Below are 14,598 nucleotides of genomic sequence, written 5' to 3' on the forward strand. Positions count from 1 at the left end.
ACTTTATGACAGAAATAAAAGAAATCGATACGATCCCGGATGAGCCAACTGCGGATCGTCCGGAAAATCGAAGGAAAAAGCGGCAGACAACGCCGTTTTTAAAGCCGAGGGATGGTCTTCTGATCGCCTTCTTTGTCCCGGTGCTCGTCATGATCTGCATTTTCGTTCAGAGGGGGATCTTTCCATTCGGGGAGAGGTGCTTTCTGAGAACAGATATGTATCACCAGTACGCTCCGTTCTTTTCGGAGTTCCAGTATAAGCTGCGGACCGGCGGAAGTCTCCTTTACAGCTGGGATGTGGGAATGGGCGTCAATTTCGCGGCGCTGTATGCCTACTACCTGGCCAGCCCGTTAAACTGGCTGATCCTGCTCTGCCCGAAGAAGTTTATCATCGAATTTATGACGATCATGATTGTTCTGAAGATCGGACTTTCGGGGCTGAGCTTTGCCTGGTATTTAAAGAAACACAGCCAGAACTGTATCCTGGGGGTTGGGTTCTTCGGGATCTTTTATGCCCTGTCCGGATACATGGCGGCGTACAGCTGGAACATCATGTGGCTGGACTGCATTCTTCTGTTCCCACTGATCGTATACGGCCTTGAGAGACTCGTGAAAGAGCAGAAAGGCATGCTTTACTGTGTGACGCTCGGACTTTCGATCCTCTCAAACTATTATATCTCGATCATGACCTGCCTGTTCCTGGTACTTTATTTTATCGCACTGCTGATCATGGAAAAGCCGGGGCCGGTGAGAAAATACGTGGACAGCTGCGTCCGGTTTGGAATTTACTCGCTGCTCTCAGGCGGACTGGCAGCAGGAATCCTGCTTCCGGAGATCTATGCGCTGCAGAGCACGGCGTCCGGTGATTTTGACTTCCCGAAGGCGTGGAGCTCGTATTTCCCGATCTTTGACATGATCGCCCGTCACATCGGAAATGTGGAGACGGAGATCGGTCTTGACCACTGGCCGAATATCTACTGCGGTGTCGCGGTATTCCTCTTCTTTTTGATGTATCTCGCATGTAAGAAGATCGCAGTGAAGGAGAAAACCGTCTACTGCGGACTGCTCCTGATCTTTTTTGCGAGCTTTTCCATCAATGCGCTGAACTTTATCTGGCATGGATTCCACTATCCGAACAGCCTTCCATGCAGACAGTCCTTCATCTACATCTTCCTGATGCTGTTCATCTGCTTCCGGGCGTATATGTATCTGGATGAGACGCCGAAAAAGCATATCGCGATCGCCTTCTGGGGGAGTGCGTGCTTTGTCCTGCTGGCGGAAAAGCTGGTGACACAGGAACATTTCCACTTTATCGTCTACTATGTGGCGATCATCTTCCTGGCGGCTTATGCCGGACTGATGTATCTCTATAAGGATGGAAAGCGGACGGTGTGCGGATTCCTGGCATTGACGCTGGTCGCAGTTGAGGCTTCGATCAACATGTCGGTGACGAGTGTGACGACAACGAGCCGTGAGTCCTACACCAGCGACAATGAGGAGGTACGGATCTTAAAGGATTCCCTGCAGCCGGCATCGGATTTCTACCGGGTGGAGAAAAAGACGAGAAAGACGAAGAATGACGGGGCATGGATGAACTTTCCGTCAGTATCCCTGTTTTCCTCAACGGCGAACGCGGATCTCTCGAAGTTCTTTAAGAAGCTTGGATGTGAATCGTCCACAAATGCTTACAGCATCACTGGAAGCACGCCGCTTGTCGACAGCATTTTTTCTGTGAAATATGCACTCTGTTCCGAGGCAGTCTCCAACACGGAGCTCATGATGTATCTGAGGGAGAGCGGCGGAACATATCTCTATGAAAATCTCTACACACTGCCGCTCGGCTTTGTCCTTCCTTCAGATATCGAGGAAAACTGGCAGTATGAGATGGATAATCCTGCGGAGGTCCAGAATGATCTCTGCCTGGTTTCCGGGGCGGATGAAGTTCTGGTGGATGCCGGCGGAACGGTGAATAAAAACACCTTCACATTCACACCGGATGAGACGGGCGAATATTATGTGTTCGTCATGAACAAGAAGGTAAAGACTGTGAAGGCGGAACTGCCGACCGGACAGAAATCCTTCAGCAACGTGGACCGCGGATATCTTCTGGAGCTTGGAACTCTGGCTCCGGGCGCAGAAGTGAAGCTCACGGCGGATGAGGCCGGCGAACAGTTAAATGCGATCGCCTACCGGTTCTCAGAGGACGCGATGATCCAGGTCTATGACCGGCTGAACCAGTCCCCGATGCATCTGACGAGCTGGAAAGATACGAAACTTTCCGGAACCGTGAGTGCGGCGAAAGCGGGAATGCTTTTCACCTCGATCCCGTTTGATAAGGGATGGACCGTAAAAGTGGATGGTGAGAAGGTGGAGACGAGAAAGGCGTTCGGTGCATTCCTGGCTATCGATGTGAGCGCCGGCGATCATGTGATCGACTTCTCCTATTTCCCGGAGGGCTTAAAGACCGGCGGTCTGATCTCAGGCGGATCCATCGTGATCCTGATCCTTCTGTGGTTTTTGCGCAGGGAGATGGATCGCCGGGAAGCGAGAAAGAGAATGAAACAGATCCGGAACATGCAGCAGGAAGAGGAAGAAGATCCTGATGAAGAACCGGAATTTGAAGAGATTCCGGATCTCGATGATGAAGATCTGACAGACACTATAAATAATAGAAAAGAGACAACGGAGGAACAGCTATGAAACTTTGGGGCGGAAGATTTACGAAGGAAGAAAACCAGTTAGTACATAACTTTAATGAGTCCATCTCCTTCGATCAGAAATTTTACAGACAGGATATCGCGGGCAGCATCGCGCATGTGACGATGCTCGCAAAACAGGGGATCCTCACAGAAGAGGACCGTGACGCGATCATCGCAGGCTTAAAGAGTATCCGCGAGGACATCGACAACGGAACCTTAAAGATCACAACGGAGTCCGAGGATATCCACTCTTTCGTTGAGGCGAACCTGATCGAGCGGATCGGGGATGCAGGAAAGAGACTCCACACCGGCCGCAGCAGAAACGACCAGGTTGCTCTCGATATGAAGCTCTACACGCGAGACGAGATCGACGAGATGGACGGACTTTTAAAGGGACTTCTTGAGGTCCTCTTAAAGCTCATGGAGGACAATCTTCATACTTACATGCCGGGCTTTACCCACCTTCAGAAGGCACAGCCGGTAACACTGGCGCACCATGTCGGCGCATATTATGAGATGTTCCGCCGTGACAGAGGACGCCTCGCTGATATCAGAAAGCGCATGAATTACTGCCCGCTGGGATCCGGCGCTCTTGCAGGGACAACTTATCCGCTGGACCGTGAGTACACTGCAGAGCTTCTCGGCTTTGACGGACCGACCTTAAACAGCATGGATTCCGTATCCGACCGTGATTACCTGATCGAGCTCCTGGCTGCGCTCTCCACGATCGCAATGCATCTGAGCCGTTTCTCCGAGGAGATCATCATCTGGAACAGCAATGAGTACCGCTTCGTGGAGATGGATGATTCCTACAGCACCGGAAGCAGCATCATGCCGCAGAAGAAGAATCCGGATATCGCTGAGCTGATCCGCGGAAAGGCCGGGCGTGTCTACGGCGCTCTGATGTCCATGCTGACGGTCATGAAGGGAATCCCGCTGGCTTACGATAAAGACCTCCAGGAGGACAAGGAGCTGACCTTCGACGCGATCGATACCGTAAAGGGTTGCCTCTTACTCTTCACAGGAATGGTATCCACGATGACCTTCCGCAAGGATGTGATGGAGGCGAGCGCAAAGAACGGCTTCACAAACGCGACAGACGCTGCGGACTACCTTGTAAACCACGGTGTTCCGTTCCGCGATGCACATGGAATTATCGGACAGCTGGTCCTTCTCTGCATCGATGAGAACAAGGCGCTTGACGATCTGACTTTAGAGCAGTTCAAGTCGATCAGCCCGGTATTTGAGGAAGATATCTACGATGCGATCTCCATGAAGACCTGCGTGGAGAAACGTGTGACAATCGGAGCTCCGGGTGCGGATGCGATGAAGAAAGTCATTGAGGTCTATAAGAAAGAACTGAACGGAGAGAAATAAAAAAAGAAAGGCCCTGGCTGTTCCTGCAAAATGGGATCATTCAGGGTCTTTGTATACATAGAAAATGTCGGCTATATCTTTATACGAACACAGCCGCCACGGACGATACCCCAATTATCGTTCCGGGCGGCTGTGTTTCTTTTATATCGCGTTGTAAAATATAATGAGAAGAAAGTTTTTGGGAGAAGTTGGTGCGGCTTCTCCGTTCATTTGATTATTATAGCATGAATCATGCGGAATGTAAAATGATTGTTGTCGAATGAAAAATAACAAATTTTACCATTAAATGTTAATAATACATTATATTTATTCTGTTACAGCGCATGGGCGAGGCTCATATACTGTCGTGAAAAATGTGAAAATTTGTATAGCGGCAGGGAGACCGGCGCTCATAGACAAGTGAAAACATGCTTCGTGAGTGTCCTCTTGTTATCGCGGCAGTCGCCAAGGTCTCGCGTAAGCGCAGACTTTGGCCTGTTGTTCGCGTAAATGAAAAAAGCCTGCATTCACAGGCTTTTTTCAGGGATTTTTCATCACATATATTGTTTCAATCCACAGTCGGTAATTTCACGGAGACTGACTGTGCTTTGCTTCGTGTCAGTAGGAGAATCCTTGCTGTTGTTCGTTGAATATATGGGAAGAAAGCTAAGTTTGATCTGTCCTTATCACCGCCGGAGCGGGAGAGTTTTACGAATATGGAAGGTTGTCAGATCAGCCAAGTTTCTTTAAAGCTGCTTCCATACGGTTCATACCTTCGATCAGGCTTTCCATGGAGTTGGAGTAAGCGATACGGATGTTGTCCGGAGACTCGAATGCACCGCCCGGAACAACCGCGATCTTTGCCTCGGCAAGGAGGTAATCTGCCATTCCGAAGGAATCAGCGATCTTCTTTCCGTTCCACTCTTTATCATAGAAAGCAGTCATATTCGGCATTAAGTAGAAAGCGCCGTCTGCGTTGTTGCAGGTGATGCCATCCATGGAATTTAAGCGCTCTACCAGGAATTTACGGCGTTTGTCGAATTCAACTCTCATGGATTCCACGCTGTCCTGCGGTCCGCTGATCGCTTCGAGAGCTGCGTACTGGGCGATCGAGCAGGTGTTGGATGTTGTATGACCCTGAAGAGAAGTCATTCCTTTGATGAGAGCTGCATTTCCGGCTGCGTAACCAACTCTCCATCCGGTCATGGAGTAAGCTTTGGAAACACCATTGATGACAACGGTACGATCCTTTACTTCCTCGGAGATCGAAGCAACGCAGAAGTGTTTCTTTCCTTCATAGATCAGCTTCTCGTAAACTTCATCGGAAATAATATAGAAGTCATGTTTGCAGGCAAGTTCTGCGAGCTCTGTGAGCTGTTCTTTTGTATATACAGCACCGGTCGGGTTGTTCGGTGTGTTGATCATGATCGCTTTTGTTTTCGGTGTGATGGCTTTCTTGATACCTTCCACGTTGAGGGCGAAACCGTCTTCCTCACGGTTCTGTACGAGGACCGGAGTAGCACCGGAAAGTTTTACCATCTCGATGTAGCTGACCCAGCACGGAGTCGGGATGATAACCTCGTCACCTTCTTCACAGAGGGCAAGAACTGCATTGACGAGCGGCTGTTTTGCGCCGGTTCCGATACAGATCTCGTTCGGTTTGTAAACGACATTGTTGTCTTTTAAGAATTTTGCACAGATCGCTTCTTTTAAGTCCATGATACCGGAGACAACCGTGTATTTTGTTTTCTGGGCATCGATCGCTGCCTTTGCCGCATCACAGATATTCTGCGGAGTACCGAAATCCGGTTCGCCGAGGTTGAAGGCGATCACATCGATTCCCTGTTTCCTTAATTCAGCGACCTTTCCGGTCAGTGCAAGTGTAGCGGCCGGTTTAATGTTCTGGATCCTCTTTGTAAGCATCATAATGATTTCCTCCCTGTATGTTTTGATATTCCCCTGAGATTCGAACAATTCGTTCTTGTTTATGCTTAAATGATACCATAAGTGAATATAATTGTAAAATGTTTCTTTTTTTGATATAATATTCATAAATATTAACATTTAAATGAAAAGAATGTTACTATAAATATAGAAGAAACAGAAATGGAAAATGGTAGCTGTCAAACTTTTAGTTTTCAGAATTGAACTATTTTCAAATAATATTTCTGGACAAAAATGAAATCCTGTGGTAAAAAAGCAGAAGAGAGATGAGCGTTATAAAAAAACATGTGTGAAAGCAGGAGCGAAATAGAAAACTGCCGGTCCCGGCAGAAAGGAGAACGTGATGACATTTCTGGAAATTGAAGCATTTTTAAAGATCGCTCAGTGCGGAAGTTTTTCCGCGGCGGCAGAAAAATTATATATCACACAGCCGGCTCTTGGACGAAGGATCCGGGCGCTGGAGGAAGAACTTGGATATTCCCTGTTTATCCGGAATAAAGGAGTCCGCCATGTGGAACTCACGAGACAGGGACGTGCCTTTGTCGGGATCGCTCATCGCTGGCAGGCTCTCTGGAACGAGACACAGGAAGAATCGCTCCTCGGAAATGAGAAGAGTTTCTATGTTGCGAGTGTAGGAAGTCTCCTGGCATTCATGCTTCCGACCGTGTTTCAGGAGTTCATGAAAGATACGCCGGAGTGCAGCCTGCATGTGACGACACTCCATTCCAGTGATGCCTATGGGTATGTGAACAATAAGACGGTGGATATCGCATTTATCACGGATCCGATGTACTCTTCCCAGGTAAAGACGGAGATCCTGTTTAAAGAAAAGCTCTGCCTGGTCGTCGGGACGGAGCTGAAACTTCCGAAGCGGATCAGCATTTCGGACCTCGATCCTCGCAAGGAGATCCGGACGCAGTGGGATCAGAATTTTGACAGCTGGCACAACTACTATTTCAGTAGTGCGGCCGTCCCGAGTGTCTATCTCGATGAAATGGGCTTTTTACAGTACTTTACGCAGAATGGTGACAACTGGGCGTTTCTACCTGTGTCGGTTGCAAAGAGCATCTTAAAAAGCACCCCGGTTTCCATCCATGAACTGGATGTGGAGCTCCCGAACCGGACCCTGTACTATCTGTACCGGGCAGGGGATGAATCTCCATATCAGGAACATCTTCTCGAGATCTGCAGGCAGAAATTAGCCGGGGAGAGCGGGATCACGCTGATGGAGCCGATCCTGAATCTGTGAGTGGAGAAAAAATTCAGATTTAGCGGATCGTTTAGAGAAAGAGATCATTTGCAGAAATAAAAAGCAGCAGCATTTTCTGGAGAGAATGTCAGAAAATGCTGCTGCTTTTTTGCGGACAACGAGCCAAAGTCCGCGCTTGCGCGAGACCTTGGCGACTGTCGCGATAACAAGGGGAAACTCGCGAAGCGTGTTTTCACTTTTTTACAGGAAATTCCGATGGAACTTTCTGTAAAAAAATGGACACAAGTGATACGCAAAATACATATCTGAAAATAGTGTAGCAGGAGATTGGCTTATGATACAAAAATGTGAAGCTTTGTGATCGCATCTGCAACCTTCGGACTTGTTGCCGGATGTGCGATCGGCGGTCCGATCGCGACACGCCGGATCAAACAGTTTAATCTTCATTCAACGGAAAAAGCAGAGGGCGAGACAAAGAAAGAAGAAGGAGAGCCTTCCTAAAATGAAAGCTCTCCTGAAAAAACGGGAAAATACTATCTCTTGTTGCTTGCTCTCCAGATATGCATCTTCTCAGCCTCTGCGATCAGCTGGTCGCGGAACTGCGGATGTGCTACGGAGATGATAGCCTCAGTCTTCTGCCATGTGGAGAGACCTTTTAAGTTTACTTTACCGTACTCAGTAACGAGATAGTGGATATTCGCACGGGTATCGGTAACGATGGAGCCAGGAGCCAGAGTCGGAACGATCCTGGACTCTAAGGTGCCGTCTTTCTTCTTGAAGGTAGAAGAGCAGCAGATGAAGCTCTTTCCGCCCTTGGAAAGATAAGCGCCCAGAACGAAGTCGAGCTGTCCGCCGGCTCCGCTGATGTGCTTGATTCCTGCGGACTCAGCATTTACCTGGCCAAAGAGGTCAAGGTCAACTGCGTTGTTGATGGACATGAAGTTGTCGAGAGACGCAATCGTGCGGACATCGTTTGTGTAGTCGACCGGTGCGGACATGCACTCCGGATTCTTATTTAAGTAGTCGTATAATTTCTTTGTACCTGCGCCGAATGCATAAACCTGACGGCCTTTGTCGATATTCTTTCTCGCGCCGGTGATCTTTCCTGCGTTTGCGATATCAACGAAAGCGTCAACGTACATCTCTGTGTGCACACCGAGATCCTTTAAGTCGGATTTTGCGATCAGAGCACCGACTGCGTTCGGCATTCCGCCGATACCGAGCTGTAAGCATGCTCCGTCCGGGATCTCCTCAAGGATCAGCTTTGCAACTGCTTCATCGACATCGCTTGCAGCTGCAGCGCCGCCCATCTCAGCGATCGCCGGGTTGTCACCTTCTACGATCATGTCAACGTGGGAGATATGAACACCTTCCTCAGTACCGCCGAAGCATACCGGCATATTTTCATTTACTTCCACGATAACGACCTTGGAGGTCTCGCAGACAGCAGCCATATGGGATGCGTTCGGTCCGAAGTTGAAGAAACCGTGCTCGTCCATCGGGGAAACCTGGAAGACAGCGACATCCGGCTTGTTCTGGGATTCTCTGTAATATCTCGGAAGCTCGGAGTAACGGAGCGGAGCGTAGTAGCAGAAGCCCTGTGCGATCGCTTTTCTCTCGATCCCGCTCATATGCCAGGAGTTCCATGTCATATGTTCAGCCGGGTTCTCGATCTTGAAGATCTCCGGTACCCACATTAAGATACCGCCGCGGAAGTTTACGTCAGTTAATTCCGGAAGTCTTTTTGCGATTTCCTTATCGACTGCGATCGGAGTTGCTGTTGTCCAGCCGTAATCGACCCAGTCACCGGATTTGATAACGGAAGCTGCTTTCTCAGCGGAAACCAGCTTTTCCTGATACATCTGTTTGAAATCCATTTTAATACCCTCTCTTTGTAACCATAAAAATATTACTGCATCTCAGAACTTTGCCGGGATCATAGGATCCGGGGCTAAACTCTGACATTATTTTATCATTATCTGCCGGCAAGGTCAAGAAATCCGGTGAAAAAGGAATAGAAAGAAATGGTAAAACATGACAAAAACAGAAAGTGACGCGTCAGAGCATAAAAGTAACTTTTGTACGAAATGAAGAGTAAAGTTCCTAATTTGTTTAGAAAAAATATATAAAAAGCTTTTGATAATGATTTGACAGCAAAACGGTTTGGTGATATGATTAGTTATACATAATATACTGCCTTGCTTATGGAAAAATATATGGTGTAGAGCTTGGCAGCGGTATGATGAGGAGGAAAAGAAAATGGCAAAGAAAGTTGTACTTGCAGGTGCATGCCGTACGGCAATCGGAACAATGGGTGGCGAATTAAGCACAGTACCGGCTCCGGAACTTGGCGCAATCGTAATCAAAGAGGCTTTAAAGAGAGCAGGAGTTGCTCCGGAAGCTGTTGACCAGGTTTACATGGGCTGCGTAATCCAGGCTGGTCAGGGACAGAACGTAGCACGTCAGGCTACATTAAAAGCTGGTCTCCCGATCGAGGTTCCGGCTGTTACGATCAATGTTGTATGCGGTTCCGGTCTTGAGGCTGTCAACATGGCTGCTGAGATGATCCTTTCCGGTGACGCTGATATCGTTGTTGCAGGTGGTATGGAGAACATGTCCATGGCTCCGTATGCAATGATGAAAGGCCGTTACGGATACCGTATGGGCAATGCTACTTTAGTTGATACAATGGTAAATGATGCTCTCTGGGATGCATTCAACAACTACCACATGGGTATCACAGCTGAGAACATCTGCGATCAGTGGGGCCTTACAAGAGAACAGCTTGATGTATTCGCTGAGGCAAGCCAGAAGAAGGCTGAGGCTGCTCAGAAGGCAGGCGCATTCAAAGATGAGATCGTTCCGGTAGAAGTTAAGAAGAAAAAAGAGACAGTTATCGTAGATACAGACGAAGGTCCGCGTCACGGAACAACTGTTGAGACTCTTGCTAAATTAAAACCGGCATTCAAGAAAGACGGCGGAAAAGTTACAGCTGGTAACTCTTCAGGAATCAACGACGGTGCAGCAGCAGTTGTTGTTATGAGCGAAGAGAAAGCAAAAGAGCTCGGTGTTAAGCCGATGGCTACATGGGTTGCTGGTGCTCTTGGCGGCGTAGATCCGAAGATCATGGGTATCGGACCGGTTGCAGCTACAAAGAAAGTTCTTAAGAGAACTGGCTTAGAGATCAAAGACTTCGACATCATCGAGGCTAACGAGGCATTCGCTGCACAGTCTGTTGCAGTTGGACAGGAACTCGGCTTTGACCTTTCCAAGTTAAACCCGAACGGCGGCGCTATTGCTCTTGGTCACCCGGTTGGAGCTTCCGGATGCCGTATCCTTGTTACACTTCTTCATGAGATGGAGAAAGCAGATGCTAAGAAGGGTCTTGCAACTCTTTGCATCGGCGGCGGAATGGGCTGCGCTACAATCGTAGAGAGAGACTAATCTGGGACTTTGGCAAAATCTAAGGAGAACTACATATGGGTTTTGTAAAATATGAGCAGGACGGTTTTGTTGGTGTTATCACCATCAACCGTCCGGAGGCATTAAACGCTTTAAATACAGAGGTTATTCAGGATTTAGACGCTGTTCTTGACAGCATCGATCTTGGTACAACAAGAGTGCTGGTTGTGACCGGCGCGGGTGAGAAATCCTTTGTTGCCGGCGCAGATATCGCTGCAATGAGCACAATGACTGTACAGGAGGCACGTGAGTTCAGTAAAGCTGGAAACGATGTTTTCCGTAAGCTGGAGACACTTCCGATCCCGTCGATCGCAGCTGTCAACGGTTTCGCGCTTGGCGGTGGAAATGAACTTGCAATGAGCTGTGATATCCGTTACTGCTCCGAAAACGCTATGTTCGGACAGCCGGAGGTTGGTCTTGGCATCACTCCGGGATTCGGTGGAACGCAGCGTCTCGCAAGACTGATTGGAACCGGAAAAGCAAAGGAAATGGTATATGCTGCTGTCAATATCAAAGCAGACGAAGCATACCGGATCGGTCTTGTAAACGGTGTGTGCACGAAGGAAGAACTTATGCCGACAGTTATGAAACTGGCAAAGAAGATCGCCTCCAACGCACCGATCGCTGTCAGAAATTCCAAGGAGTCCCTGACAGATGGTTATCTTTCCGACCTTGACCACGCAATCTCCATCGAAGAGAAATATTTCTCCGAGTGCTTCGAGACCGAGGACCAGAAGGAAGGAATGAAGGCGTTCCTCGAAAAGAGAAAAGTGGACGGCTTCAAAAACAAATAAATGGAACTGTTTAGTCTGAACAGCGATCAGTAAGTCTACATCATATGTTTGCATAAAGGAGATAAAATCATGAAAGTTGGTATTATCGGCGCTGGAACCATGGGTTCCGGTATTGCACAGGCATTCGCACAGACAGAGGGCTATGAGGTAATGCTCTGCGACATCAATGAGACATTTGCAGCGAACGGAAAGAAGAAAATTGCCGCTGGATTCGAGAAGAGAATCGCAAAAGGCAAAATGACTCAGGAAGAGGCTGACAAGATCCTTAACAAGATCACAACTGGTGTGAAAGATATCTGCGGTGACTGCGACCTCGTTGTAGAGGCTGCAATCGAGAACATGGAGATCAAAAAGCAGACATTTAAAGAGCTCGACGCGATCTGCAAACCGAGCTGTATCTTTGCAACAAACACTTCCTCTCTTTCCATTACAGAGATCGGCAGCGCTGTTGAGAGACATGTAATCGGTATGCATTTCTTCAACCCGGCTCCGGTTATGAAGCTGGTTGAGGTTATTGCTGGTTTAAACACAAAACCGGAAGATGTTGAAGCTGTTAAGAAGATCTCTGAAGAGATCGGCAAGACTCCGGTACAGGTAGAAGAGGCTGCTGGTTTCGTTGTAAACAGAATTCTTATTCCGATGGTCAACGAAGCAGTCGGCATTTACGCTGATGGCGTTGCTTCCGTAGAGGGTATCGATACTGCCATGAAGCTTGGCGCTAACCATCCGATGGGACCGTTAGCTCTCGGTGATCTGATCGGTCTTGATGTTGTTCTTGCAATCATGAACGTTCTTGAGACAGAGACAGGCGATCCGAAGTATCGTCCGCATCCGCTTCTTAAGAAGATGGTTCGCGGCGGCCTTCTTGGAAGAAAGACCGGCAAGGGCTTCTACGATTACAGCAAATAATAATGTAAGGGTTGCCTGACGGTGATCTTATCCCGTCAGGCAATATGCCTTTTATAACAGAAGAGTAAATTTCGAATTATTTTTTTATTACGATTGTTTATTTTTTCACAATATGTTATAATGAAAAGGCATGTACTAAATTAGGTACATCGGGGGAGTGAAGCATCCACATTCCCCCATGTTATACATGATACAATTCACAAGGAGGAACTAAAAACATGGATTTTACATTAGGTAAAGAGCATGAGATGGCGAGAACACTGTTCCATGATTTCGCCGAGAAGGAAGTCAAACCCCTTGCTCAGGAGGTTGATGAGGAAGAGAGATTCCCGGTTGAAACCGTAGAGAAGATGGCTAAAAACGGTTTCCTCGGTATTCCGGTACCGAAGGAGTATGGTGGACAGGGCTGTGATCCGCTTACATACGCTATGTGCGTTGAGGAGCTTTCCAAAGTTTGCGGTACTACAGGCGTTATCGTTTCCGCACATACATCCCTTTGCATGGATCCGATCATGACATTCGGAACAGAAGAGCAGAAGCAGAAATTCCTCGTTCCGCTTGCAAAAGGCGAGAAGTTAGGCGCATTCGGTTTAACTGAGCCGGGCGCTGGTACAGACGCTCAGGGTCAGCAGACAAAAGCTGTTTTAGACGGCGACGAGTGGGTATTAAACGGTTCCAAGTGCTTCATCACTAACGGTAAGTATGCTGATACATACATCGTTATCGCTGTAACAGGCACTGTTGAGAAACGTGGCAAAATGCAGAAAGAGATTTCCGCATTTATCGTAGAGAAAGGTACACCGGGCTTCACTTTTGGTACAAAAGAGAAGAAGATGGGTATCCGCGGATCTGCAACATATGAACTTATTTTCACAGACTGCCGCATCCCGAAGGACAACCTCTTAGGTAAGAAGGGTGAGGGCTTCAAGATCGCTATGCATACTCTTGACGGCGGACGTATCGGTATCGCTGCTCAGGCTCTTGGTCTTGCAGAGGGCGCTCTTGACAGAACAGTTGCTTACGTAAAAGAGAGAAAGCAGTTCGGCCGCACAATCGGTCAGTTCCAGAACACACAGTTCCAGCTTGCTGATATGGCAACAAAGGTAAAAGCTGCTCAGATGATGGTTTACCGTGCAGCAATGGCTAAGGCTACTCAGAAGTCCTACGGCGTAGAGGCAGCAATGGCTAAACTGTATGCAGCAGAGGTTGCTATGGAAGTAACAACAAAGGCTGTACAGCTCCATGGTGGTTATGGTTACATCAGAGAGTACGACGTAGAGCGTATGATGCGTGATGCTAAGATCACCGAGATCTACGAAGGAACAAGTGAAGTTCAGAGAATGGTTATCTCCGGCGCACTGTTAAAATAATAATTTAACAGCTGGAAGATCATAACTATAAATGAAAATAAGGAGTGAAATACAGTGAAAATCGTTGTTTGTGTAAAACAGGTGCCGGATACTAAGGGCGGCGTAAAGTTCAAACCGGATGGAACACTTGACAGAGCAGCTATGCTCACAATCATGAACCCGGATGATAAAGCTGGTCTGGAGGCAGCTCTTCGCTTAAAAGATCAGTATGGTGCAGAAGTTACAGTAGTTACAATGGGTCTTCCGAAGGCTGAGGAAGTTCTTCGTGAGGCTATGGCTATGGGCGCTGATAACGGTATCCTTGTTACAGACCGTGTTCTCGGCGGTGCTGATACATGGGCTACATCCCAGACAATCGCTGGTGCTTTAAGAAACCTTGACTATGACCTCATCATCACAGGCCGTCAGGCTATCGATGGTGATACAGCTCAGGTAGGTCCGCAGATCTCTGAGCATCTTGGTCTTCCGGTAATCAGCTATGCTGAGGGCATCGAGATCGATGGCGATTCCGTAATCGTTAAGCGTCAGTTCGATGATAGATACATGATGTTAAAGGCTAAAATGCCGTGCTTAATTACAGCACTTTCTGAATTAAATGAGCCGCGTTACATGACTCCGGGCGGAATCTTCGATGCATACAAGAAAGAGATCACCGTTTGGGGCAGAAAAGATCTGAAAGATGTCCTTGATTCCAACCTTGGTCTTAAGGGATCCCCGACTCAGATCGCTAAGGCTTCCGACAAAGTAAGAAAGGGTGCAGGCGTTAAGGAGACAAACCTTGATCCGTCCGCAGCTGCAAATTACATTGTTGAGAAACTTACTGAGAAACATGTACTTTAATTCAAAAAAAGAAAA

At 47.9% G+C, this 14,598-nt stretch carries 11 protein-coding genes; 9 read left to right on the forward strand and 2 right to left on the reverse strand.

Annotated features, from left to right (window positions below):
- Positions 1-5: 5 nt before the first annotated feature.
- Complete coding sequence (locus GPK90_RS13520) at positions 6-2,699, forward strand: YfhO family protein (protein ID WP_215703216.1); 2,694 nt, start codon at positions 6-8, stop codon at positions 2,697-2,699.
- A complete protein-coding gene (gene argH, locus GPK90_RS13525; protein ID WP_118298767.1) occupies positions 2,696-4,075 on the forward strand; it encodes an argininosuccinate lyase in 1,380 nt (459 codons plus the stop codon). The genes GPK90_RS13520 and argH overlap by 4 nt, the downstream gene beginning before the upstream one ends.
- 711 nt (positions 4,076-4,786) lie before the next feature.
- On the opposite strand, the gene GPK90_RS13530 is transcribed toward argH, so the two are convergent.
- Positions 4,787-5,980 carry a pyridoxal phosphate-dependent aminotransferase gene (locus GPK90_RS13530; protein ID WP_215703217.1) on the reverse strand — a complete coding sequence of 398 codons (1,194 nt, stop codon included), beginning with the start codon at positions 5,978-5,980 and terminating at the stop codon, positions 4,787-4,789.
- Between the two features lie 361 nt (positions 5,981-6,341).
- Here GPK90_RS13530 and GPK90_RS13535 point away from each other — a divergent pair, with 361 nt between their 5' ends.
- Together GPK90_RS13535 and GPK90_RS19150 are read left to right on the forward strand one after the other, a co-directional pair.
- Positions 6,342-7,247: a LysR family transcriptional regulator gene (locus GPK90_RS13535; RefSeq protein ID WP_118530426.1), complete on the forward strand. Its 906-nt coding sequence runs from the start codon at positions 6,342-6,344 to the stop codon at positions 7,245-7,247.
- Between the two features lie 318 nt (positions 7,248-7,565).
- On the forward strand, positions 7,566-7,709 hold the full coding sequence (locus GPK90_RS19150; RefSeq protein WP_346011267.1) for a sodium/glutamate symporter: 144 nt from the start codon (positions 7,566-7,568) through the stop codon (positions 7,707-7,709).
- A 32-nt stretch (positions 7,710-7,741) separates the two neighbouring features.
- Here GPK90_RS19150 and GPK90_RS13545 read toward each other — a convergent pair whose 3' ends face one another.
- Positions 7,742-9,085, reverse strand: a complete 1,344-nt coding sequence (locus GPK90_RS13545) for a butyryl-CoA:acetate CoA-transferase (protein WP_118530428.1) — start codon at positions 9,083-9,085, stop codon at positions 7,742-7,744.
- 382 nt (positions 9,086-9,467) lie between these two features.
- On the opposite strand from GPK90_RS13545, the gene GPK90_RS13550 reads away from it, so the two are divergent.
- The 5 genes from GPK90_RS13550 to GPK90_RS13570 all read left to right on the forward strand — a co-directional run bounded on the left by GPK90_RS13550 (position 9,468) and on the right by GPK90_RS13570 (position 14,583).
- The gene (locus GPK90_RS13550) at positions 9,468-10,652 is read left to right on the forward strand and encodes an acetyl-CoA C-acetyltransferase (RefSeq protein WP_118298763.1); all 1,185 of its coding nucleotides are present in this window, start codon (positions 9,468-9,470) and stop codon (positions 10,650-10,652) included.
- A 35-nt stretch (positions 10,653-10,687) separates the two neighbouring features.
- A complete protein-coding gene (locus GPK90_RS13555) occupies positions 10,688-11,464 on the forward strand; it encodes an enoyl-CoA hydratase-related protein (RefSeq protein ID WP_118530430.1) in 777 nt (258 codons plus the stop codon).
- A 69-nt stretch (positions 11,465-11,533) separates the two neighbouring features.
- On the forward strand, positions 11,534-12,373 hold the full coding sequence (locus tag GPK90_RS13560) for a 3-hydroxyacyl-CoA dehydrogenase NAD-binding domain-containing protein (RefSeq protein ID WP_215703218.1): 840 nt from the start codon (positions 11,534-11,536) through the stop codon (positions 12,371-12,373).
- Positions 12,374-12,591: 218 nt separating this feature from the next.
- Positions 12,592-13,743, forward strand: coding sequence for an acyl-CoA dehydrogenase (locus GPK90_RS13565; protein ID WP_117470188.1), 1,152 nt, complete (start codon positions 12,592-12,594; stop codon positions 13,741-13,743).
- Positions 13,744-13,797: 54 nt separating this feature from the next.
- Positions 13,798-14,583, forward strand: a complete 786-nt coding sequence (locus tag GPK90_RS13570) for an electron transfer flavoprotein subunit beta/FixA family protein (RefSeq protein WP_117470189.1) — start codon at positions 13,798-13,800, stop codon at positions 14,581-14,583.
- The last annotated feature ends 15 nt before the right edge of the window (positions 14,584-14,598 follow it).

The organism is Clostridium sp. MCC344, from assembly GCF_018785365.1.
In the GTDB taxonomy this organism is placed as follows: Bacteria; Bacillota; Clostridia; order Lachnospirales; family Lachnospiraceae; genus Pilosibacter.

What these genes read in the sequence shown, in the direction of transcription:
- GPK90_RS13520 (WP_215703216.1), top strand. Translation starts at nt 6, where the DNA reads ATGACAGAAATAAAAGAAATCGATACGATCCCGGATGAGCCAACTGCG.
- argH (WP_118298767.1), top strand. Translation starts at nt 2,696, where the DNA reads ATGAAACTTTGGGGCGGAAGATTTACGAAGGAAGAAAACCAGTTAGTA.
- GPK90_RS13530 (WP_215703217.1), bottom strand. Translation starts at nt 5,980, where the DNA reads ATGATGCTTACAAAGAGGATCCAGAACATTAAACCGGCCGCTACACTT.
- GPK90_RS13535 (WP_118530426.1), top strand. Translation starts at nt 6,342, where the DNA reads ATGACATTTCTGGAAATTGAAGCATTTTTAAAGATCGCTCAGTGCGGA.
- GPK90_RS13545 (WP_118530428.1), bottom strand. Translation starts at nt 9,085, where the DNA reads ATGGATTTCAAACAGATGTATCAGGAAAAGCTGGTTTCCGCTGAGAAA.
- GPK90_RS13550 (WP_118298763.1), top strand. Translation starts at nt 9,468, where the DNA reads ATGGCAAAGAAAGTTGTACTTGCAGGTGCATGCCGTACGGCAATCGGA.
- GPK90_RS13555 (WP_118530430.1), top strand. Translation starts at nt 10,688, where the DNA reads ATGGGTTTTGTAAAATATGAGCAGGACGGTTTTGTTGGTGTTATCACC.
- GPK90_RS13560 (WP_215703218.1), top strand. Translation starts at nt 11,534, where the DNA reads ATGAAAGTTGGTATTATCGGCGCTGGAACCATGGGTTCCGGTATTGCA.
- GPK90_RS13565 (WP_117470188.1), top strand. Translation starts at nt 12,592, where the DNA reads ATGGATTTTACATTAGGTAAAGAGCATGAGATGGCGAGAACACTGTTC.